Source organism: Halolamina pelagica, from assembly GCF_900115675.1.
In the GTDB taxonomy this organism is placed as follows: domain Archaea; phylum Halobacteriota; class Halobacteria; order Halobacteriales; family Haloferacaceae; genus Halolamina; species Halolamina pelagica.
Genome location: NZ_FOXI01000002.1, coordinates 188,257 through 208,612, shown reverse-complemented (window position 1 = coordinate 208,612; position 20,356 = coordinate 188,257). Strand labels below are relative to the sequence as shown.

Here is a 20,356-nt window from a genome sequence, read left to right as displayed (position 1 = left end):
TATTCGACTGTGTATGAGCGGGATGAGTGACTCGATCTGCGTTCTCCATGTCGATGACGATCCGAACCTGACCGACATGGCCGCAACCTTTCTGGAACGGGAGGACGGTCGGATCACAGTTCGAACCGCGACGAACGCCGAGGTCGGGCGGGAGATGCTGGCTGAGTACGACGTGGATTGTATCGTTTCTGACTACGATATGCCTGGCCAGAACGGCATCGAATTTTTAGAAGTCGTTCGGGCCGAGTATCCGGATCTCCCGTTTATCCTCTACACCGGCAAGGGGTCAGAGGAGGTCGCCTCCGAGGCGATCTCCGCTGGCGTTACTGATTACCTCGAGAAGGAGAGTGGAACTGACCAATACACGGTCCTAGCCAACCGCATCACCAACGTCGTCGAATCGTACCGATCACAGCAGAGGCTGGCTGAGCGGAACAACGAGCTCCGCCGGTACAAACACATGGTCAACTCGATGCAAGAGGCCGCCTGTATCTACGACGAGGATGGCCGATTCAGGACCGTCAACGAGTATCTGGCCGACTGGTACGACACGTCTCGTGAAGCACTCGAGGGCGAAGAAAGCGGTCTCATCGCCGCCATTCGAGAGCAAATCGAAGACGGGGACCCCTATCAAGCGCTTCTCGACGGCCAGCGAGACCAACTATCAGGGGAAATCGACGCCCGGTTTCCCGATCACGGATACGCCCAGGTAGAGTTCCGGATGACCCCGCTCACTGTCGATGGGTCGGTTGAAGGAGCCGTCGGTGTTGTCCGTGACATCACGGAACGGAAAGAGCGCGAACGAGAGCTCCGACGCGCTGAACGCCGGTTCGAAGCGATGTTTAACGACCCGAATATCCTCGTCGGCTTGATCGATACTGACGGGGGGATTATCGACATCAACGAGACCGCAGTGGGATATATTGACGCCGAGTTGGAAGCTGTGACGGACCGGCTGTTCTGGGAGACCCCGTGGTTTACCGGCGACGAAAGGCTCCAACGAGAGGTCCGCGAGTGGGTCGATCAGGCGGCTGCTGGCGAGTACGTCGAGTTCGAGATTGACCTCTCCGAAGCAGTCGGTGATCATCTCGTCATCAGCGGCGTCTTCCGGCCTGTGAGAAACGACACTGGCGAGGTAGTCTCCCTGCTGATCTCCGGCCGTGACATCACCGAGCGCGAAAAACGCGAGAATCGCCTCGAACACACCACGGCCCGACTCCAGGCCCTCTTCGAACATTCCCCCGATATGATCAACGTTCACGACGCGAAGGGAAACATCATCGACCCAAATTCGCGCTTGTGCGAGGAGACGGGGTACGACAGGGAAGAACTCACCGGGACGAAGGTGTGGAATCTCGACCAGGCAATCGATCCCGACGAGGCACGCTCGCTCTGGAGGGAGATGGAGACCGGGAATCAACGGAAGTTCGAGGGCGTCTATCAGCGTCGTGATGGCTCGACGTTCCCCGTCGAAGTTAACCTCAGACGGCTCTCCCTGGACGGGGAGACCCGGTTCGTCGTGATCAGTCGGAACATCTCCGAACGAAAAACGCGCGAACGCGATCTCGAACGCTACGAGGCGATCGTCGAGAACACCGAGGACGGGATCTCCATCTTCACCGCCGACGGGACCATCGAGTTCGTGAACCAACGTATTGCCGACATCTCCGGGGTCCCACAGGCGGATTGGGTGGGCGAACACGTCTCGATGTACACTGAGATCGGCACGCTCACCGGGGAGGAAGTGGCGACGATCGAGGAGGGGATAGAGGCGATCGTTCGCGGTGAGACGGACGAAGTGAGTATCGAGTTGACGCCCGACGTTCCGGGCGACCTCGGTGTGATCGAACTCCGATTAACGCCGTTCGAGACCGCGACCGGGACTGATCACGTGATCGGGTTCTCACGGGATGTCACGGAACGGAAACGGCGTGAACAGACGCTTCGTGAGCTCCAACACCGGACGGAAGAGCTGATTCGCGCGTCCACCCGGAAGGAGATAGCGGACATCGCCGTTACTACCGCACACGACGTCCTCGGGCTATCGCTCAGTGGGGTTCATCTCGCCGACGACGAGCGAACCGTGCTCGAACCAACCGCCGTAACCGACGAGGTCCGCGAACACCTCGGGGAAGCGCCGGCCTACGAGCGGACGGACCCGGAACGATCGGCTGACGCCGTCAACTGGGAGATCTTCGAAGCGGGCGAGACAGTCGTGATCGAGGACACGCACGATGCCGACGGGATCCCCGGGGTGAAAACACCCAGTCGGAGCGGGATCATCCAGCCGCTTGGCGACCACGGACTGTTCATTACGTCCTCGCCGAACCCCCACGCGTTTGACGAGGGCGACGTCGCCCTCATCGAGATCTTCGCGACGATCGTGACTGCGGTTCTCGATCGGAACGACCGAGAGGCAACCCTCCGGGACCGCACGCGACGCTTAGAGGCACAGAAGGACCGGCTTGACCAGTTCGCCAGTATCGTTTCCCACGATCTCCGGAACCCGTTGAACGTGGCTGAGGGCCGGCTGGAACTAGCCCGGGAGGAGTACGACAGCGAGCACTTAGAACCCGTAGCCCGCGCGCTGGATCGGATGGATGCCTTGATCGACGATCTCCTGACACTATCACGTGAAGGCGAGACCGTCACTGACCTCGAACCCGTCGATCTCACGACGATAGCCGAACGGTGTTGGACGAACGTCGAGACGACGGAGGCGACGCTTGCAACACAGGTTAATCGAGCGGTCTACGCTGACGAGAGCCGCCTGAAGCAAGTGTTTGAGAACCTCATCCGCAACGCGGTCGAACACGGCGACGACGACGTGACGGTGATCGTCGGTGAATTGGACGACGGTTTCTACATTGAAGACGACGGCGCGGGGATCCCCGAGAGTGAGCGCGAGGAGGTCTTCGATATGGGATACTCGACAAACGAAGAGGGGACTGGCTTCGGGTTGAGTATTGTCGAGCAGATCGTCGAAGCCCATGACTGGGAGATCAACGTGACTGAAGGCTCCGACGGGGGTGCACGCTTCGAGATCACGGGCGTTGAGTTCGCTGGTGAATAGATGAGCGATATCTCCCACGTTGTCGACGATGCATGTCGGCCAATTAGCGCCCGAGATCGGCGGTGAGTCCCTCGTCCTCACCGACGGTGCTCACCACATCGGGGCAGTTCTCACCCTCGAATCTGGAGTGAAACAGCCGGTGAACAGGTGTAGGTATCCATCACTGTTGGGCCAACAGCCTACAGTTCTCGTTCGATATGTCGATTGATCTCTCGAACCGTGTCTATATCGTACGTCCAGAGCCCCTTCCAGGTGCGTGACTCGACTTCGATAGCGACGAGCGCCGCGTGGGGGAGCGAGTCATCCTCCGGAACGTGGACGACGAACCACGAATCTCGAAAGTCGCCGTCCCAGCCGCCGTGCATCGTCACTTCGAATTCCGGTGGGGGTGTCCAGTCGGGCATTCCGTAGACGTGGGTGTCCGTGTCGGTTTGGGCTAACCGCTCATACACGGCTCTGGTTCCCTGTTCGTCGTTGATGCGTGAGAGGCGCTGAAACGAGGCCCGGTGAGTTCCGCCATCGTTCTCCAGCGCTAACCGTTCGATATACCGTGATACCGTAATGAGGAGGAGTTTCTCTTTGTTCGATTCGGGATAGCCTCGCAGCCGGAACGGGACGTTTTCCAACCCTTCGATAACGGCAGGCAAGTCGACCGCGTCGAGTTCCCGTGCGCCCGTTACGTAGAGGTCAGAATTGACCAACAGGATCGATTCTTGTACCGCAGCCAACGGGGATTTTGCAACGATATCCTCCCCGTCGAGGAGGTACACCATGTCCTGTACCTCCTCCTCGATTTCGATATCTCGAACATCGACCTCCTGGCCGACGAACATCCGTTCCAACATTTGCTGAAGCGGACGCGGTGCTTGCCTGTTAACCACGGCAAGCGACAGTTCCCTCCCCTCGGTTTCATCGACGAATTCGAGAAGACTCATCGCTGGAACTCTATGACGTGTTAAAAACTCACGGTGATAAATATGTCCGCTATATTCAGCACCGCATTGGTGACAGGAACGGAGGTCGTCCATCGGCACCACGAGAGACCGTCCCACTGAACGTACGGATGGACGAGTGTCCCCCCCATCCCGGCCGTATAGATCGCGAAACGCGCTCCGAGGAGGTCAACTTCAGAGGTCGGGGAATCCGTCTTTGACCGACTGAAACGCGAGGCGTCCGAGCAACTGGCTGGGGCCTCGCTTCGGGAGGTCACGAGCGAGGTCCGTCATCTTCGGCGGCTCGCTCTCACCGATCCCGAGTTCCCAACCAGTCTCGTCCTCGAAACGGTCGACCGCGGTCTCGGTGCGGGCGCGCACCGCGGTAGCGTCCATCGTCCTCACTTCGTTATCCCGCATCAGCACGTTGCCGTCGACGATGACCGTCTCCACGTCAGCGGGCGCCGCGTTGTTTGCGACCTGCGCCGGAATGTTGGTCAGTGGCGTGAACTTCGGCTTCTCGACATCGAGGAGGATGACGTCGGCGCGCTTGCCGGGTTCGATGCTGCCGATCTCGTCACCGATGCCGAGCGCCTTCGCGCCCTCGATGGTGAGCATCCGTACCAGTTCCATCGAGCCGTACTGGCCCGTAGAACGCTTGAGGTTCGCTGCGAGCCGAGCCTGTCGCGCCTCCCCGAACAGACTGTAGGAGTCGTGCCAGTAGTGGTCGTCGATGCCAAGACCGACGTCGACGTCGGCCGCTCGGAGTTCCGGAACCGGCGTCCACTGCACGTCTCCATCCGGGTTCCAGTGACAGAAGATCGACGGGCAATGCGCGACCGATGCATCCGCCTCGGCCGTGCGCCGGATATCCTCATCATCGGCGAGCCGGAAGTGCGCAGCCACCAGTCTATCGTCAAGGAGGCCGACGTCGTCGAGCAGATCGAGCGAGTCCGCCGCGCCGTTCGACCGCGCCATCGTGTTGCTCTCCTCGAGTTCGAGCAGATGAGTATGGACGAGCAAGTCGGGGTACTCGGCGGCGAGATCGGCAGTCCGTTCCCACAGCTCGCGTGTACACGACCAGTCGTCGTGGGGGGTTATCGTCGCCCGAATCCGCCCGTTGTACGTGTCGTGATACTCCTCAATGAACGCACGGGCGCGGGCGAACTGTTCGTCGGCGGGCACATCCCAGAAGAGATCAGACAGCGCCGTTCCGAAGAACCCACGGAGCCCCGCCTCGCCGAACGTCTCCGCGCCCGCTCTCGGGCGGACGTCCATCGAGTTGACCGTGGTGACGCCGCCGGTGAGGAAGTTCAGTGCCGCCAGTTCGTACCCCGCCTCAGTGAGGTAATTGAACTCCCCCTCGGCGATGTGTCCGAAAATTGCGGTCATCCCGCCCATCATTTCCACGAGGTCGAGGTCGCTGAACGCGCCGAACAGCGGCGTCAGTTCGAGATGGGTGTGGGCGTTGACCAGCCCCGGCATCACGAGCGTGCCATCACCGTCGATGACGTGGGTGGCCGTGATGTCTGCATCATCGTCCCGAGACGACCGCACCTCAGTGATCTCGCCGTCCTCGATGAGCACTGTTCCTCGTTCATAGAGTCGATTCCGATGGTCGACTGTGAGAACGAACGCGTCGTGAATCGTGATGTCGGCCGTCATCTGTGCCTACTCTTCAGATGTATGTGCGTTTTCTGTTATTATTACCTATTTTCACGCTGGTGTCGTCGACTTCGACCCCCAGTCGACGTCCTCGGGCCGATTCTGCCAGCGATGGCGTGGGTCCTCACGAGCACGAGCGTCCCACGCGAGGCCGTAGCGGTCAAGCCAGCCGTGGTCCTTGTCCGAGAGGCCGCAACGAGTCCCGCCGAACCCGCCGGCCGGCGCTTCCAATTCGGGGTGGGGATCAGTCCCTGCCAGTGGTCGAAGCCCCTGAGCACCGCTTCGCCGCTCTTCCGCTCGCGGACTACATCATCGCTGATGCGCTCCTTCAGGAGGTTCCCGCGGCCGTCGCGGTCTCTGTTCCGTCGGGGGTCCTGACCTCGTCGTAGCTGTTGCTCGTGGGTTATCCCGGGACTCCGTATCGGAGTCTAGAAACGTGATTCTCAATCAGGCTACGGTCCGAGTCCGGGCCTCTGCTTGGCTACGGAGGGATGCGACCGGGACACGCCAATCACGCCCCCGAGTCGACCGGCCAGATGGTCTAAAAGCAGTCCGTCGAAGAGACAGTAGGTTTAGATAACATATCGAGAAAACGTTCACGGGATGGTCGACGTTGAGGCTGTCTGTTTCGACCTCGATGGAACGCTTTGTGTTGCCGACCAGTCCGACGAGGAGATACACGAAGCAATATTCGATCGGGTGGACGTTCCAGAATTTTTCGATCTGAACGACCTATCCGCTGTCGACTACAGTGCACTTCCCGATGCCAGCTCGGATAGAGAACATCACGAGAACGTATACCGGGCTATTGCAGAGAACGTCGGTGCCGATCCAAGTTGCCCGCCGGAGCTTGCCAAAGCGACGGTCGAGGTACTTGATCCAACCGCCGTATCGTTCCGGGATGGGCAAAGGAGGCGTTAGAGTACGTTCGGGAGCAATACGCCGTCGGACTCATTACCGCTGGGACCGAAAAGACTCAGCTACCGAAATTAGCCACGCTTGGTATTGCAGATTGTTTTGAGGTTGTGGTCTGTTGTGGGCATGGGACCGGGATCGAATCGAAGCCCCCGTCCGGAACCTTTCGAAATGGCGATCGACGAACTCGGGATCGCCCCTGAACGGGCTATCTACGTGGGTAATCGGCACGACGGTGACGTCGTTGGTCCCCATCGTGCCGGGGTGCAAACCGCTTGGGTACCCATGGGTTATCCATCGACGGTACCGGATCCGGCGCCGACCTATCGTCTTTCGTCGATGCACGAAATTACCGACGTCCTTTGACTGGATTCCCCCGATCTACACCTCCTAGTGGTTCTGGATCACGACACAGGTGTTCTTATCACCGCTGCAGGATTTGAGCCACCCCTGAGACGAAGCCAACGGTCAATTGACCCTAGAAGAACATCAATTAGACAAATATAGAGTATACCGACCTTCAAGGTTCTACTGGAAGCCTATCCGACCCACTTGATTATTTATATATCATCGTAGAGCAGATTAACTTCGCCGATCTCCGGAACCGTTTCTTATCGTAGCACGGAGTTCAGTCATCGTAGTCGTCGTAGTCGTCGCGTTGCCGGATACGTTCAGGACTCGTCCACGAAACGTCGTCGTATCTGAAGATGTCAATGATGCTTTTCAGGAGGACGCCATCGAGGAATTGTTTATAGCCAAGGATCGAAAGTGGCGCATAGCGAGCCAGCCAAAGGTCCTCGTCCTCGATGTGGATTGCAAGCAAGGAGAGGAGAACTTGGAGAAGCATGAAGAGGACAGTGATTCCGAGGAATTCCATGATCGCACCTTGGATGACGAACCAGATAACGAGGCCGAAGACGATGACGCCAAGGGCGGGAATGATCGACATCGAGAAGAGAAGATAGGGTGCGCCGACGCGGTGGAGTACTCCGAACTCCGGGAGGACAAATATCTGCCCGTGTTTCAAAACCGTCTGGAGGTTTCCCCGGAACCATCGGATACGCTGCTGGTAGAGGTCCGTCCAAGTGTCCGGTGCTTCTGTTTGGACAACTGCGTTACTGTGATGGATTTTGAAACCACGCTTCAAAATCTCGATGGTGAGGTCAAAGTCCTCGGTGAGCGTGTCGGATGAGTACTGACCGACGGTCTCAATAGCGTCACGTCTGAAGAGTCCGAGACACCCGGGAACCACCGTGACGACGCCAAGTAGATCGAAGACGCGTCGAAACGTATTGATTCCGAGGATATATTCGAGTGCCTGGAGATCCGTGATAAGGCTGCCACGGTTCGAGACTTTCACGTTTCCGGCGACGGCACCGACATCGGGGTTCGCTTCGAACGACCGCACGATACTCTTGATGGCATCCGGCGCAATGACTGAATCAGCGTCGACAGTGAGCACGAGCGGGCTGTCAGTCCGATTTAGTCCGTAGTTGAGAGCGGAGTGCTTCCCGCCGTTCTCTTTCCGCAGAACAGTAACACCACTTGCGGCGTACGCTTGTGCTTCCTCGTACGTGGAGTCCGTGCTCCCGTCATCAATGACAATGATGTCCAATTTGGGGAGCGGATAATCAGCCGCGAGGAACGACTCCAGTGTGTCGCCGATGTATCCTGCTTCGTTATATGCCGGAATCAGCACACTCAGTTCGGGCCATTCTTCGACATTGACGTCCCGAGATTGTTCCCGAAGTCGCTGGTAGAGCGCGAGTGGAACAATGAGCCAGTAGTAGAAGAAAATGAGAATGAGTCCGAACAGCAAGACGAGCGTATCAACAGGAACCTCGATCTCGAGTTGAGTCAGGAGAACGTATACGATAGTGAGCGGTAAGAAGAACGTCGTCCAGACTGGAACTGATTCCATCCAGCCGGGAAGAGCCTCACTGTAGTGAAGAATAAGCACGGAACTCAGGTAGAAGACGAGGACCATACTCGTGATCGCAAGAACGATGACGAACAATCGGGATGGAAGGAGTACGGCAAGACCAACACAGAGACCTCCAAGGATACAGGCAACCGCCAGGAACTCCCACCGTGAGAGCGACGATGAGGAGATGTCCACGCCATCAGATAACTATACTATCAAATAAGTCCTTGGGGGACTGTCTCGAATGTTCGACGGATCGGAGACCTGTATTAATTGGCTCCCACTATGCCTATCACGATCCAAGATCCCCACAGAACCGCCGAGATCGACAGTCTCGAACTCGTCGTCGAGGTTGAGACACAGTCCCTGCTAACCGTGTGCGGGATGTCAAACCGGATCTGGTCACCCCCGACCTCAGTCATCGTGTTGGTGGTTCCGTCTCTCTGTTTCGGAGTTTAGCAGCGATCCGCTGTCGGATCACCCGGCGACCCTCTTTCGAAGGCTGGTGACCCCGTCGAGGTCCGTCGCGTGTCTGCCCTCGGAGAAGACGGCCTCGACGATGACCACCCCATCAAGGATCACGAGCGGCCGTACTCCCTGAATGATGGGGAACACGCCGATCAGAAACGCCGATCCGTTCCGGACCAGGCAGAACGACCCGACCGCCACGTCGCCACGCGAGGAGAACTGGGCGAACAGACAGAATCCGATCGGGAGCGAGAGCAGTTCAGTCGTCTACTTTCGCCCCCAGTCATCTCGGTCCCTGTCGTTGAGCGGTCAGGTCGAAACGCCCCGATGGCTTCCCGCCGTTCTGCTGTTCCTAGAGCCGGAAACCGTACCGGCTGCCGTAGAACGGTGAGAGGATGCCGAGCACGAATGCAGCGGCGACCACAAAGCCGCTCATCACCGTTACGCCGCTGAGAACGCCAGGACCGTCAAGGCCCACGCGATCCGTTCGGAGTTGTTGCCGCATCTGCGGTTGGAGTTGCTCAGTCGAACAGTCCCTCGAGGAAGGCGATACTGGAGTCGCCCGCTGTCCAAGAGCCCCACTGATGCTGTGCTTCGTCTCACGTTGTCGGATTCACAGTGAACATCACCGAGCCGTCAACGTCGTCGAACACGAACTGGCCGGGTGGTCGCCTACTTCGTGGTAGCACACAGGACCCCTGAGTCGGCCGAGACGGACGCCCAGCCGGTCTCGTTGCTCGTCACTATCTCCTCTGTCAACGGTCCGCTCTCTGGACCCGTTGCGGAACGAGACCGTGACGGTCCCGGATCTGTGAGGCCCACCCCATGAAGGGGTTTAACACGAACCAACCGCTATCACTACCTGGTATGGTATCCGTCGAAATCGAGTACTGCGTCCCGTGCGGTCACCTCTCGCGAGCACAGGAACTCGAAGCGGCGATCCTCGAGAAATACGGCCAGCAGGTCGACCGCGTCGCGTTAGTGACGGGCGACGGCGGCGTGTTCGAGGTCCGCGTCGACGGCGAGCAGGTGTTCGACGTCGACGACGACGAGTACGACGCCGACGACATCGTCGAGTCGGTCGGGTCGTACGTCGGCGCCGCGGCCTGAGACGGCGCCGCCGGCTCCGATCGCCTCCCCGCGAGCGGTCAGTCGTCCGCCGAGGCGCCGCCGTCGGCGGGCTCGATGTCGACCTCGATCTCCGCGGCGGCCGCCTTGTACTCCGGGATCTTCGCCCGTTCGTCGAGCACGTCGTTCGTGAGCCGGTTCGCCGAGGCCGACGCGAAGTGCGGCGTCGTCCAGACGACGCCCTCCTTGATGTCCTCGGTCACGTCCGCGCGGACGGTGATCTCCCCGCGGCGCGAGCGCAGCACGACCTCGTCGCCGTCCTCGATGCCGTAGCGCTCGGCGTCGTTGGGATGCACGTCGACGAAGTTCTCCGGCTCCTGGCGGGAGAGCGTCGGCGAGCGCCGACTCATCGTCCCGGTGTTGTAGTGTTCCTCCAGCCGCGCGGTGGTGAGCACGAGCGGGTACTCCTCGTCGGGGGTCTCCTTCGGTTCCTGGTGGACGACGCCCTCGATCCGGCCGAGGCCGTCCTCCGTCTCGAACGACTCCTCGTAGAGGTAGGAGTCGCCCTCGTCGCCCTCCTCGTAGCAGGGCCAGTGGATCCCCTCCTCCCCCAGCGCGTCGTAGGTCATCCCGTGCATGATGGGGCAGACCTCGCGGAGCTCCTCGAACACGTCCTCGGGGCCGTCGAAGTCGAACCCCTCGTCGAACAGCCGCGTCCCGACCTCACAGAGGATGTCGAGGTCGTGGCGCGTGTTCTCGTGGACTTTGTGGACCCCGCGCATCCGCTGGACGCGGCGGTCGGTGTTGGTGACCGTGCCGCCGCGCTCCGCCCACGTCGTCGCCGGCAGCACCACGTCGGCGAGTTCGGCCGTCTCGGTCATGAAGATGTCCTGGACGACGAGGAAGCCGAGGTCCTCGCGGAACCGCCGCTCGGTCCGGTTGCCGTCGGGCTCGCTCATGATCGGGTTCTCCCCCATCACGTACAGGCCGTGGACCGTGTCGCCGATGGCGTGGGAGATCTCGACGTTCGTCAGGCCGGGCTCGGCCGGGATCTCGAACCCCCACACCTCCTCGACGGACTCGCGGGCCTCGTCGTCGTCGACGAGCTGGTAGCCCGGGAGGACGTTCGGCATCGCGCCCACGTCGCAGGTGCCCTGGACGTTGTTCTGGCCGCGCAGCGGGTTCACGCCGGCGCCGGGCTTGCCGAGGTTCCCGGTGATCAGCGCGAGGTTGATCTCGTTCTGGACGTTGTCGACGCCGCAGGTGTGCTGGGACATCCCCATCCCGGTGAAGATGGCGGCGTCGTTGGCCCTCGCGTACTTCTCGGCCGCGAGTTCGATGTCCTCGAGCGGGACGCCACACTCCTCGGCGGCGGCCTGCTTGTCGAAGTCTTCGAGCGTCTCCGTCAGGTGGTCGAACCCCTTCGTGCGATCGTCGACGAACTCCTCGTCGATCCAGCCGGCGCCGGGCTCGGCCTCGTGGCGCTCGAGGATCGTCTTCAACACGACGTTCAGGAGCGGGATGTCCGTCCCCGGCTCCAACTGGAGGTGCATGTGCCGGTCGGTCCCCTCGATGTCGAAGGACTCGGTCGTCTTGTTGGCGTGGGGGTCGACCTGGATCACCGTCGCGCCCTCCAGCACCGCCTGCCGGAAGTACTGGCTGTTGGCGATGGGGTGCTGCTCGCCGGGGTTCGCGCCCTGGATCCACAGCACGTCCGCCGAGTCCTCCAAGTCGGCCATGCTGTTGGTCATCGCGCCCATGCCGAGGCTCGTCCGCAGCGCCCAGACCGTCGACGCGTGGCACATCCGGGTGCAGTTGTCAACCTGGTTCGTGCCGTACCGGCGCGCGAGCTTCTGGATCAGGTAGTTCTCCTCGTTGAACGTCTTCGAGGAACCGAAAAAGCCCATCCCGTCGGGGCCGTGTTCCTCGCGGATCGACTCCATCTCGTCGACGACACGACTGAGAGCTTCGTCCCACGTCGCCTCCCGGAACTCGCCGTCCTCCTTGATCAGGGGGTCCGTCAGGCGGTCCTCGTGGTCGACGACCTGCGTCGCCGCGCCGCCCTTGATGCAGACGCTGCCCTCGTTGACCGGGGCGTCGCCCCAGGGCATGAAGTTCATATCGCCGCGCTCCTCGCCCTCGCGGACGCGGATGCCACAGCCCACGCCGCAGTACGGACAGATCGTCTTCACCGGTTCGTCGGCGTTACTGGCCATCGCTCTCACCCTGACACGCGTTGTTCATACCTCGTTATCTGTCGCATCGGTCAATTAGTGTGTCGGTGGTCCCGGCCCCCGCTTCGCACCCCACGCTGCCACACCGAACATGGCTCGAGCACGCACGCGACGGCCTCCCGATTCGGGGAGTCCACCTCGCTGCCCGTCGGTATCCTCCGCCGCTGAGTCGACGGTAGCAGTTAGTTACAAAGAACTAATGTGTCGGAACGCACATCTCGTGGTGAATGCTCCCCCCTGACAGCGGCCGGAGTCGTCGCATCGTGGCCCTCACGGCGGTCCTCGTCGTCCTCCTCCCGCTCGCGAGCGGCATCGCCACCGCGCAGTCCACCGGACAGGTCGGCGGGACGATCGTCATCGACGCCGGCGAGACAGTCGACGGCATCGAGGGCGTCGCCGGTACCATCGTGGTTCGCGGTACCGTCGACGGCGACCTCTCGGGTACCGCGGGGACGATCCTGATCACCGAGTCCGGCACAGTCACCGGCGACGTGCAGGGTGCCGCCGGGAGCGTCGTCGTCGCCGGGACGGTCGAGGGCGACGTCCAGGTCGGCGCCGGCTCGTTCGACCTCACGGAGACCGGTGCGATCCGCGGCAACCTCGACGTGGGCGCCGGCAGCGTCACCGTCGCCGGCACGGTCGGCGGCAACGTCCGGGCGGGGGGCGACACCGTAACCCTCGGTCCGAACGCCGACGTGGGCGGGGAGTTCCGCTACGACGCCGAGCAGTTCACGCGGAGCGACGGCGCGACGGTCGCCGGCGGCGTGATCGAGGACGACAGCATCCGCGGCGACACGGTCCGCTTCGGTGGGTTCTCGATCCCGTCGTGGTTCGATACCGCGTTCGGGTTCGTGACGAGCGTGGTACTCGGCGCGGTTCTCCTGCTCGTCTCACCCCGGTTCTCGGCTGGCGTCGCGTCGCGGGTGGGGAGCTCACCGGCAGTCACCGCCGCCGCCGGCCTGTTAGCGTTGATCGGTATCCCCGTCCTCCTCGTGCTCGTGGCGGTCACGATCATCGGACTCCCGTTCTCGCTGGCCGGGTTCGCCGCGTACGGGATCGCGCTCTGGATCGCGAGCGTCTACGGGAAGTACGCCGTCGGCTCGTGGCTGCTCTCGCTGGCCGGACTGGAGCACCGCTGGTTCGCCCTCCTCGTCGGGGTGATCGGGTTCCTGCTCCTGGGACTGATCCCGGTCGTCGGCGGCATCGCCGAGTTGGTCGCGGTGGTACTGGGGCTGGGCGCGGTCGCACTCGGACTCCGAGATGGGTACGAGAAGCGGCGGCAGGGATCAGCCGAGGCGACCCCAGCGGACTGACTTCGACGCTGACCGACTTCGCCGACTCAGTCGAACGCGCGCCACGAGCGCGAGGCGCCCGGGAGCCCCTTCACCCGGACCTCTCGGCCGTCCGCTCCCTCACGGAGCTCGATCACGCAGTCGAACTCGCTGGTGATGGTGTTGACGGTCTTGGCGTCGTGTGAAACGTCCTCGAGCGTGAACACGCCGAGGCCGCCGGTGTCCTCGATCCGGGAGGTGTAGATGTGGAGGAACTTGAACACCGTGTTGAGGTCGAGGTACTGGATCAGCGTCGATATCGACACCAACCCGTGGCGGACGTCGGAGACGTTCTGCTTGGAGAAGCGCTGGAGGAGTTTCGCGGTGCCGATGCTGATCCCGGTCAGATCGCCCGGCGACGAGACGCGTTCGGTCGCGATCTCCCGGATCGCCTGCTGACTGTCGCTCCCGGAGCAGTCGACGATCGCGACACGGTCGCGATCGAGCGTGGGCACCCGTCGCTCGAACTCGTCGAGCATGCTCGACGCCGAGGCGCTGGTTGTCACACACAGCACGCCCTCACCCTTCTCGTGGCCCGTCGCCAGCAGTCGGAACGCCAACTCCCGTTTCCCGACCATCGCCGGCCCGGTTATCAGGACGTTCGTTCCCGCCGGCAACGTCTCGATCGTCCCCGCCGGGAGCACCTCGTCGATGTCGTACGGCGTGCTCATTCTGTCTGCTCCCCCTCGTCGTTCATGATCTCGCGGACGGCGCCGACGAAATCCGTGTCCGTGGACATGTCTCCCAGTTCCTCGTCGACCTCCTCGCGTTGCCGCTCGATCCGGTCGACCAGGTTCGCGTACTCCGGGCTGTCGTTCAGCTCCGCCTCGGTTTTCTCGGCCTCGAGCGTGCTCCGGCGCGCGACCAACGAGTAGTACTGCTGTAGGTCGTCGTCGACCTCGGCTCGATCCAGCAGCCGCTCGATCGTCTCCATCAGTTCGTCGCGTTCGGGTGGTTTGGTGACGTAGGCGTCGAACCCCATCTCCACGACGTCGAAGTCCGGGTCGACCGCCGTCACCATCGCGACCCGGCAGGTCATCTCCCGGTCGCGGATCTCCCGAAGCACCTCCTCGCCGGCCATTTCGGGCATCATCCGATCCAGCAGGACCACGTCGACCGAGGCGTCGAGTTCCGCCATCGCCGTCGGGCCGTCGGCGGCAACGCGAACGTCGTACGTCGAACGCAGCCAGCGGCGGTAGGTCTCGGCCACGTCGGGCTCGTCCTCGACGACGAGCACGACGGGCGGACCAGTATCGCTCATAGTGGTTGCTGCCCCCGCCACGTGCATATAGGTGGCCCTCGAACCCTGTCGGCCCGCGAGGGTCACGGCGACGGCCCGTGATCGACCGCCGAGAGCCGAACCTCGAACGTTGCACCGCCGGCGTCGTTGTCCTCGACCCGGATGTCGCCGCCGTACTCCTCGACCATCGCGTCGGCGAAGAAGAGGCCGAAGCCGGAACCGGTGGACTTGGCGTGGCCGGTCTCCCCCCGTCGGAAGATGGCGTCCTTGCGCTCCGGCGGGACGCCGGTCCCGTTGTCCGCGATGCGGACGACCACGTCGCCGTCGTTTCGTTCGACGCTCACCGAGACTCGGAGCCCGTCGGTGTCGTTGTGCTCGATGGCGTTGGTGACGATGTTGCCCAACGCGTCACCCAGCAGGTCGTTCGCCAGCACCGGTTGCGCCTCGGGGATCCCCGTCTCGAAGTCGACTTCGGGGTACGTCGACCGGACGCGGTCGACTTCCGCCCGGAGCTCCGCGGCGAGGTCGACCGGTTCGAGCTCCGGGTCGCCCTCCCCGGCAAGCGTCTCCACCACGGTCCGGACGCGCTGGACGATCTCGGTCACGTCGTCGCTCCACCGAACGATCGTCTCGGCGTCCTGCAACTGCTCGCCGTCGAGTTCGTCCGCGAGGAACTCGGCGCGGGCACGGATCACCGTGACCGCGTTGAGCACGTCGTGCCGGAGGATCGAGTTGAAGAACTCCATCTGCTCGGTCTGGCGTTCAAGCAGGCGCTCGCGTTCGCTGCGGCCGAGTGCGACCTGTGCGTTCGCGGCCAGCAGTTTCGCCAGCGTCACCTCGTTGTCGGTGAACGCGTCGTCCACGGGGGACCCGACGTTCAACACACCGTACTCCCCCAGCGGGACGATGATCTCGCTCCGAACCTCGCTGTCGGGGTTGTACAGCCCGGACTCGGTCGCGAGATCGTCGACGACCCTCGCCTCGCCGGTCTCGTAGGCCTCCCACGAGAGGCTGTTGCCCTCGGTGTACACCGGGAGCTCGTCGAATCGCTCCTCGGCACCCGCAGTCGTCGCGGCCGGTTCGAGCCGGTCCCCGGTCTCGTCGCGGAGCCAGACCCCGGCGATCGAGTGTCCGAGCACCTCCTCGGCCGTCTCGACGGCGACCGCACACACGTCCCGCTCGTCGCTCGCCTGCACCATCTGCCGGGTGGCGTCGTGGAGGTCGCCGATCTGCCGCTCGTGTTCCTTGCGCTCGGTCACGTCCCGGCTGTTGATCAGGAACCCGTCGATGGCGGAGGTTTCGGGGGCGTTGACTCCGCGGGACTCCAGCCAGCGCCACGAGCCGTCGGCGTGGCGGAACCGATACTCCACGCTCAGATCCTGGCCCGGGTTCGACATCACCTGCTGGAACGTGGTGACCACGTCCGCACGGTCGTCCGGGTGGACACGCTCGAACGCGCTCTCGCCGACGAGTTCGCCGGGTTCGTAGCCGAGGATGCGCTTGGCCGAGGGGCTCTGGTACTTGTACACCCCGTTCCCGTCGAGCACGGTGAGGATGTCGTTGGACTGTTCGACGAACGCTTGGAACCGCTCCTCGCGTTCCTTGCGTTCGGTGATGTCCCGCGCCGTCCCGACGTGGTACGTCGTCCCGTCGACGACGGTACAGGTCGTCACCGTCTCCACGGCCACCTCGGTGCCCCGGAACGCGTGGGTTGTCTCGGTCGTCTTGGTGTCCCCGACGGAGAACGACGCCCAGTACCGGTCGAAGTCCTCGCGGTCGAGTTCGGGCGCGATCTCCCACACGTGAACGTCGTCGAACGTGTTCCTGTCGGCGTCGAGGTTCGACGCGAACGTCTCGTTGACGTACGCGAACGTCCCGTCCGCCCGGTAGGCGGCGACGCCGACGCCGACGGCCTCGACGACGTGTTGGAGGAACCCGGGAGTCCCGTCGCTGCAGGCCCCCCCGGGCTCGCTGTCCCGGCGAGCACTCCTGACGGCGTCGAGAGTGCGGTCGGCCAGCTCCGCGTACTGGTCGTCCACCCGCCCCTTCCGGAGGTAGTCGGTCACGCCCGCGGAGAGGGCGTCGCTGGCGATCGCCTCCGAGCCCGCTCCGGTGAACAGGAGGAACGGGAGCTCCGAGTCGCGGTCGCGGACGGACTGGAAGAGCTCGATGCCGGTCGTCTCCGGCAGGTCGTAGTCGGCGATCACGCAGTCGAACGCGTCGTTTTCGAGCAGTGCCAGGGCCTCGTCGGCGTCGGTCGTCGTCGTCACGTCGAGTCGATCGTCCTCGCGCTCGAGACGCGTCGCGGCGGCGTCCACGAACGACGAGTCCGGGTCCACGTGGAGTGCGCGGACCGTGTCGGGAGATGTCTGCATCGGTAGAGCCTCGTCTGATCGCGATATCCACGGGCGAGGGATAACCGTGTGGTCCGACGTACGAGGCGGTGTCGCGCGCCGAGAGGTCGTCTACGTCGCCGAGGTGGTGTCTTCGACGGCTCGCCCCCTCGCCAGATACTCCTGGGCCGCCTCCCTGATCACCTCCTCCGGCCCCACCACGCAGTCCCGTCGGAGGTCGGGGAACTGGCCGTCGAGCATCGCCGCCACCTCGCCCTTCATCTCGGCGGCCTCGGCGACGGTCCGACCCTCCAGGTACTCGGTGACGAGGCTGGCCACCGCCCGGCTCACGGCACAGCTCTCGCTCTCGAAGGCCAGCCGCTCGATCGTGCCGTCCGGCGCGATGTCGACGTGGAACTCGCCGTCGTCGCCACAGGCGGTCTCCTCGGACGACTTCACCAGCGACGGGTCGGCCAGCCCGCCGCTGTTGTGCGGGTTGCGGTGGTGCTCGTAGAGCCGGTCGGCGTAGCGGTCCGAGCGCAGGTAGGCGTCGAGCTTCGCCTCGGCGTCGTCGATGGCGTCGAGCAGCCGGTCGATCTCCTCGGTGGTGTTGTAGACGTAGAACGACGCCCGGACCGATCCCGGCACGTCGAGGCGGTCGTGGAGCGGCTGGGTACAGTGATCCCCCGCGCGGACGGCGATCCCCCGGTCGTTCAGCAGCGAGGAGAGGTCGTGGCCGTGGACGCCGTCGACGTTGAACGCGACCAGTCCCGTGCGTTCCTCACCCGGACCCGGGCCGTACGTCTCGACGTCGTCGCGCGCGTTCAGGCGCTCGAGGGCGTACTGCGCGAGCCGGTTCTCGTGGTCGCGCACCCACTCCATCCCGAGGTCGTCGAGGTAGTCGGCGGCGGCCGCGAGCGCGATCCCCTCCGCGATCGGCGGCGTCCCGGCCTCGAACTTCCAGGGGAGGCCGTTCCACGTCGAGCGGTCGAACGTGACGTGCTGGATCATCTCGCCGCCGTAGAGGAACGGCTCCATCTCCTCGAGCAGGTCCTTCCGGCCGTAGAGCCCGCCGATCCCGGTCGGCCCGGCCATCTTGTGCCCCGAGAACGCGAAGAAGTCCGCGCCCATTTCCTCCACGTCGACGGGACGGGTCGGTGCGGACTGGGCGCCGTCGACGACCAGCACCGCGCCGGCGTCGTGGGCCAACTCGGCGAACGTGGAAACGGGGGTGACCGTCCCCAGCACGTTCGACACGTGCGGGACCGACACCAGTTCCACGTCGTCGTCGATCAGCGACTTGGCGTGCTCCACGTCGACGTGGCCGTCGTCGGTGACCCGGACGAACCGCAGGTCCGCGCCCGTGCGCTTGGCGACCTGCTGCCAGGTGACCAGCGAGGCGTGGTGTTCCATCTCGGTGGTTACGACGGCGTCGCCGGGGCCGAACTCCGGGAGCGCGAGGCCGTGAGCGACGAGGTTGATGCTCTCGGTGGTGTTGCGGGTGAAGATCATCTCCTCGCGGCCGCCGGCGGCGCCGACGAACTCGGCGAGGCGGTCGTGAGCGGCCTCGTAGGCCAGCGACGCCTCGTGGCTGAGTTCGTGGATGCCGCGGTGGACGTTCGCGTTGTAGCCGGCGTAGAACTCCTCGAAGACATCGTACACCTGTCGCGGGGTCTGGGTGGTCGCGGCGTTGTCGAGGTACGTGAGCGGTTCGCCCTTCACCTCCCGGTCGAGGACCGGGAAGTCCTCGCGGACGCTGGCGGCGTCGGGGGACATGCGACGAAGGTATCCTTCAGTCGTCTTAAAGGTTCCCGGGCCGCGGGGACAACGCCTATGCCCGGCGGCGTCCTCCCCTCGATGATGGACGACGACCGCACGTTCGCACTCGAATCCCGCCTCACGAACCACGGCTGCTACCTCCAATCAGTCGCCGTCGACGGTGACACCTACCAGCTGACCTACCAGTCCACCGCCGCCGATGAGCACGGGGAGATCCCCCACCAGCAGGTGGGCGACGTGGTCAACGACTTCCGAAAACTGTTCGATCGACGCGACTGGCCGGTCCGGGACGTGGAGGCGACGGTCACCGACCTCGCTGACGAGGAACTAGGCGCGTGGCGCGCGGACGCCGACTGGTTCGACGCGCTCGAGGCCGGCGAGATGACCGAGGTGGAGTTCTCCCAGCGCGTGCTCGACAGCCTCGAGACGGTCTGATCAGCCGCCGGCCCGCATCGCTTTCCGGGAGAAGTCCGCGATCAACTGCTCGAAGTTCTCCTCGCCGAACCCGTCGTCGGCCTCGAAGGCGACGGTGATCTCGGTCAGTTCGATCGAGGGGCCGATCGCGACTTTCTCCGCCGAGAGGTCGACGCGCCACTCGTCGGCTTCGACGGTCGTGTCGTCGACGGCCGTCCCGCCGAGGTTCTCGAGGTAGTTCCGTGCGAGGCGGACCGAGATCCCCCGGAACTCCTTCTCCCGGCGCATCATCCGCCGGCGACCGGGGGGAAGATGCTGAGGCGGTCGCCGTCCTCCAGGACGGTCTCCATTCCGTCGAGGTGCAGCGCCTCGCGGCCGCTCTTGAGCACGTTGATGTGCGGGCGCAGCTCGCCGTCCTCGATCAGTTGGCCCGAGAGGTCGTCGTACTCCTCTTCCAGCTCGTACAGCACCTCGCCGATGGTGGTCCCCTCGGGGAACTCCCGCTCGACGACCTTCCGTCCGACCGCCTGGCGGAACGTCGCGAAGAACCGGAGTTCGACGTTCATCGGTCCCCGAAGCGGATACCGTCCTCGACGAGGCGCTGGTTGCGCTCGCGGTCCAACGCCTCGCCGAGCTCGTCGTGGTCGTACAGTTGGGCGATCAGTTCGGCGTAGAGGTTCCGCCACGAGATGGCGTAGATCGGCGACTGTCCCCACGCGCGGAGTTCCGGGACGAACTCGTCGAACCGCTCCATCCGGGACTCGATCCGCTCGACCGCGTCGAGGACGTAGCCGACCGCCTCGCCGTCGTCGTCCGCGGCCTCGATGGCGTCGTTGATGCGGCGCTCCCAGCCGGCGACCGCCTCGCGCATGTCCATTCGCGCGTCGTCGTCGTCGGGCAGGGAATCGAGGATCGGTTCCGGAGCGCCGAGTGAGACCGTCTCCATGGGCGCCAGTGGGGCGGCGACGCGGATAAACCTC

The 20,356-nt window shown here is 63.6% G+C and carries 18 protein-coding genes; 6 read left to right on the top strand and 12 right to left on the bottom strand.

The window, feature by feature from the left end; genetic code table 11:
- The first annotated feature begins 13 nt into the window (after positions 1-13).
- Positions 14-3,073 (top strand): hybrid sensor histidine kinase/response regulator, encoded by a 3,060-nt coding sequence (locus BMZ83_RS03690; RefSeq protein ID WP_074875759.1) that lies wholly within the window; start codon positions 14-16, stop codon positions 3,071-3,073.
- Between the two features lie 179 nt (positions 3,074-3,252).
- Here the strand turns inward: BMZ83_RS03690 and BMZ83_RS03685 are convergent, their stop codons facing one another.
- Together BMZ83_RS03685 and BMZ83_RS03680 are read right to left on the bottom strand one after the other, a co-directional pair.
- On the bottom strand, positions 3,253-4,008 hold the full coding sequence (locus tag BMZ83_RS03685) for a DICT sensory domain-containing protein (protein ID WP_074875757.1): 756 nt from the start codon (positions 4,006-4,008) through the stop codon (positions 3,253-3,255).
- Between the two features lie 192 nt (positions 4,009-4,200).
- Entirely contained in the window at positions 4,201-5,670 is a 1,470-nt protein-coding gene (locus tag BMZ83_RS03680; protein ID WP_074875753.1) for an amidohydrolase family protein, read from the bottom strand.
- A gap of 603 nt (positions 5,671-6,273) precedes the next feature.
- Here BMZ83_RS03680 and BMZ83_RS16050 point away from each other — a divergent pair.
- Positions 6,274-6,591 carry an HAD family hydrolase gene (locus BMZ83_RS16050; protein WP_079990101.1) on the top strand — a complete coding sequence of 106 codons (318 nt, stop codon included), beginning with the start codon at positions 6,274-6,276 and terminating at the stop codon, positions 6,589-6,591.
- Between the two features lie 120 nt (positions 6,592-6,711).
- Entirely contained in the window at positions 6,712-6,951 is a 240-nt protein-coding gene (locus BMZ83_RS17440; RefSeq protein ID WP_079990100.1) for an HAD family hydrolase, read from the top strand.
- 262 nt (positions 6,952-7,213) lie between these two features.
- On the opposite strand, the gene BMZ83_RS03670 is transcribed toward BMZ83_RS17440, so the two are convergent.
- A complete protein-coding gene (locus BMZ83_RS03670) occupies positions 7,214-8,704 on the bottom strand; it encodes a glycosyltransferase family 2 protein (RefSeq protein WP_143076879.1) in 1,491 nt (496 codons plus the stop codon).
- Positions 8,705-8,986: 282 nt separating this feature from the next.
- The gene (locus BMZ83_RS03665) at positions 8,987-9,178 is read right to left on the bottom strand and encodes a hypothetical protein (protein ID WP_074875749.1); all 192 of its coding nucleotides are present in this window, start codon (positions 9,176-9,178) and stop codon (positions 8,987-8,989) included.
- A gap of 666 nt (positions 9,179-9,844) precedes the next feature.
- Here BMZ83_RS03665 and BMZ83_RS03660 point away from each other — a divergent pair.
- Positions 9,845-10,087, top strand: coding sequence for a SelT/SelW/SelH family protein (locus BMZ83_RS03660; RefSeq protein WP_074875747.1), 243 nt, complete (start codon positions 9,845-9,847; stop codon positions 10,085-10,087).
- Between the two features lie 38 nt (positions 10,088-10,125).
- On the opposite strand, the gene fdhF is transcribed toward BMZ83_RS03660, so the two are convergent.
- A complete protein-coding gene (gene fdhF / locus BMZ83_RS03655; protein WP_074875745.1) occupies positions 10,126-12,261 on the bottom strand; it encodes a formate dehydrogenase subunit alpha in 2,136 nt (711 codons plus the stop codon).
- Positions 12,262-12,506: 245 nt separating this feature from the next.
- Between fdhF and BMZ83_RS03650 the strand changes: the two genes are divergently transcribed.
- Entirely contained in the window at positions 12,507-13,592 is a 1,086-nt protein-coding gene (locus BMZ83_RS03650; protein ID WP_074875743.1) for a bactofilin family protein, read from the top strand.
- Between the two features lie 26 nt (positions 13,593-13,618).
- Here BMZ83_RS03650 and BMZ83_RS03645 read toward each other — a convergent pair whose 3' ends face one another.
- From BMZ83_RS03645 to BMZ83_RS03630, 4 genes are all read right to left on the bottom strand, one after another.
- Positions 13,619-14,281, bottom strand: coding sequence for an RAD55 family ATPase (locus tag BMZ83_RS03645; protein ID WP_074875741.1), 663 nt, complete (start codon positions 14,279-14,281; stop codon positions 13,619-13,621).
- Positions 14,278-14,871 (bottom strand): response regulator, encoded by a 594-nt coding sequence (locus tag BMZ83_RS03640; protein ID WP_074875739.1) that lies wholly within the window; start codon positions 14,869-14,871, stop codon positions 14,278-14,280. The genes BMZ83_RS03645 and BMZ83_RS03640 overlap by 4 nt, the downstream gene beginning before the upstream one ends.
- Positions 14,872-14,933: 62 nt before the next feature.
- The gene (locus BMZ83_RS03635; protein ID WP_074875737.1) at positions 14,934-17,225 is read right to left on the bottom strand and encodes a PAS domain S-box protein; all 2,292 of its coding nucleotides are present in this window, start codon (positions 17,223-17,225) and stop codon (positions 14,934-14,936) included.
- Positions 17,226-17,315: 90 nt separating this feature from the next.
- The gene (locus BMZ83_RS03630; RefSeq protein WP_074875735.1) at positions 17,316-18,959 is read right to left on the bottom strand and encodes a SufS family cysteine desulfurase; all 1,644 of its coding nucleotides are present in this window, start codon (positions 18,957-18,959) and stop codon (positions 17,316-17,318) included.
- Positions 18,960-19,043: 84 nt separating this feature from the next.
- On the opposite strand from BMZ83_RS03630, the gene BMZ83_RS03625 reads away from it, so the two are divergent.
- Complete coding sequence (locus BMZ83_RS03625; RefSeq protein WP_206674345.1) at positions 19,044-19,397, top strand: hypothetical protein; 354 nt, start codon at positions 19,044-19,046, stop codon at positions 19,395-19,397.
- Here BMZ83_RS03625 and BMZ83_RS03620 read toward each other — a convergent pair whose 3' ends face one another.
- From BMZ83_RS03620 to BMZ83_RS03610, 3 genes are read right to left on the bottom strand one after another with little or no spacing between them, the layout of a single operon-like run.
- Positions 19,398-19,664 carry a hypothetical protein gene (locus BMZ83_RS03620; RefSeq protein ID WP_074875733.1) on the bottom strand — a complete coding sequence of 89 codons (267 nt, stop codon included), beginning with the start codon at positions 19,662-19,664 and terminating at the stop codon, positions 19,398-19,400.
- Positions 19,664-19,942, bottom strand: a complete 279-nt coding sequence (locus BMZ83_RS03615; protein ID WP_074875731.1) for a ubiquitin-like small modifier protein 1 — start codon at positions 19,940-19,942, stop codon at positions 19,664-19,666. Before BMZ83_RS03615 ends, BMZ83_RS03620 begins: the two co-directional genes overlap by 1 nt.
- Positions 19,939-20,322, bottom strand: coding sequence for a hypothetical protein (locus BMZ83_RS03610; RefSeq protein ID WP_074875729.1), 384 nt, complete (start codon positions 20,320-20,322; stop codon positions 19,939-19,941). Before BMZ83_RS03610 ends, BMZ83_RS03615 begins: the two co-directional genes overlap by 4 nt.
- Positions 20,323-20,356 lie beyond the last annotated feature (34 nt).

Excerpts from the sequence above, each read along its gene's own strand:
- BMZ83_RS03690 (WP_074875759.1), top strand. The coding sequence starts at position 14 with ATGAGCGGGATGAGTGACTCGATCTGCGTTCTCCATGTCGATGACGAT.
- BMZ83_RS03685 (WP_074875757.1), bottom strand. The coding sequence starts at position 4,008 with ATGAGTCTTCTCGAATTCGTCGATGAAACCGAGGGGAGGGAACTGTCG.
- BMZ83_RS03680 (WP_074875753.1), bottom strand. The coding sequence starts at position 5,670 with ATGACGGCCGACATCACGATTCACGACGCGTTCGTTCTCACAGTCGAC.
- BMZ83_RS16050 (WP_079990101.1), top strand. The coding sequence starts at position 6,274 with ATGGTCGACGTTGAGGCTGTCTGTTTCGACCTCGATGGAACGCTTTGT.
- BMZ83_RS17440 (WP_079990100.1), top strand. The coding sequence starts at position 6,712 with ATGGGACCGGGATCGAATCGAAGCCCCCGTCCGGAACCTTTCGAAATG.
- BMZ83_RS03660 (WP_074875747.1), top strand. The coding sequence starts at position 9,845 with ATGGTATCCGTCGAAATCGAGTACTGCGTCCCGTGCGGTCACCTCTCG.
- fdhF (WP_074875745.1), bottom strand. The coding sequence starts at position 12,261 with ATGGCCAGTAACGCCGACGAACCGGTGAAGACGATCTGTCCGTACTGC.
- BMZ83_RS03650 (WP_074875743.1), top strand. The coding sequence starts at position 12,507 with ATGCTCCCCCCTGACAGCGGCCGGAGTCGTCGCATCGTGGCCCTCACG.
- BMZ83_RS03645 (WP_074875741.1), bottom strand. The coding sequence starts at position 14,281 with ATGAGCACGCCGTACGACATCGACGAGGTGCTCCCGGCGGGGACGATC.
- BMZ83_RS03640 (WP_074875739.1), bottom strand. The coding sequence starts at position 14,871 with ATGAGCGATACTGGTCCGCCCGTCGTGCTCGTCGTCGAGGACGAGCCC.
- BMZ83_RS03635 (WP_074875737.1), bottom strand. The coding sequence starts at position 17,225 with ATGCAGACATCTCCCGACACGGTCCGCGCACTCCACGTGGACCCGGAC.
- BMZ83_RS03630 (WP_074875735.1), bottom strand. The coding sequence starts at position 18,959 with ATGTCCCCCGACGCCGCCAGCGTCCGCGAGGACTTCCCGGTCCTCGAC.
- BMZ83_RS03625 (WP_206674345.1), top strand. The coding sequence starts at position 19,044 with ATGGACGACGACCGCACGTTCGCACTCGAATCCCGCCTCACGAACCAC.
- BMZ83_RS03620 (WP_074875733.1), bottom strand. The coding sequence starts at position 19,664 with ATGCGCCGGGAGAAGGAGTTCCGGGGGATCTCGGTCCGCCTCGCACGG.
- BMZ83_RS03615 (WP_074875731.1), bottom strand. The coding sequence starts at position 19,942 with ATGAACGTCGAACTCCGGTTCTTCGCGACGTTCCGCCAGGCGGTCGGA.
- BMZ83_RS03610 (WP_074875729.1), bottom strand. The coding sequence starts at position 20,322 with ATGGAGACGGTCTCACTCGGCGCTCCGGAACCGATCCTCGATTCCCTG.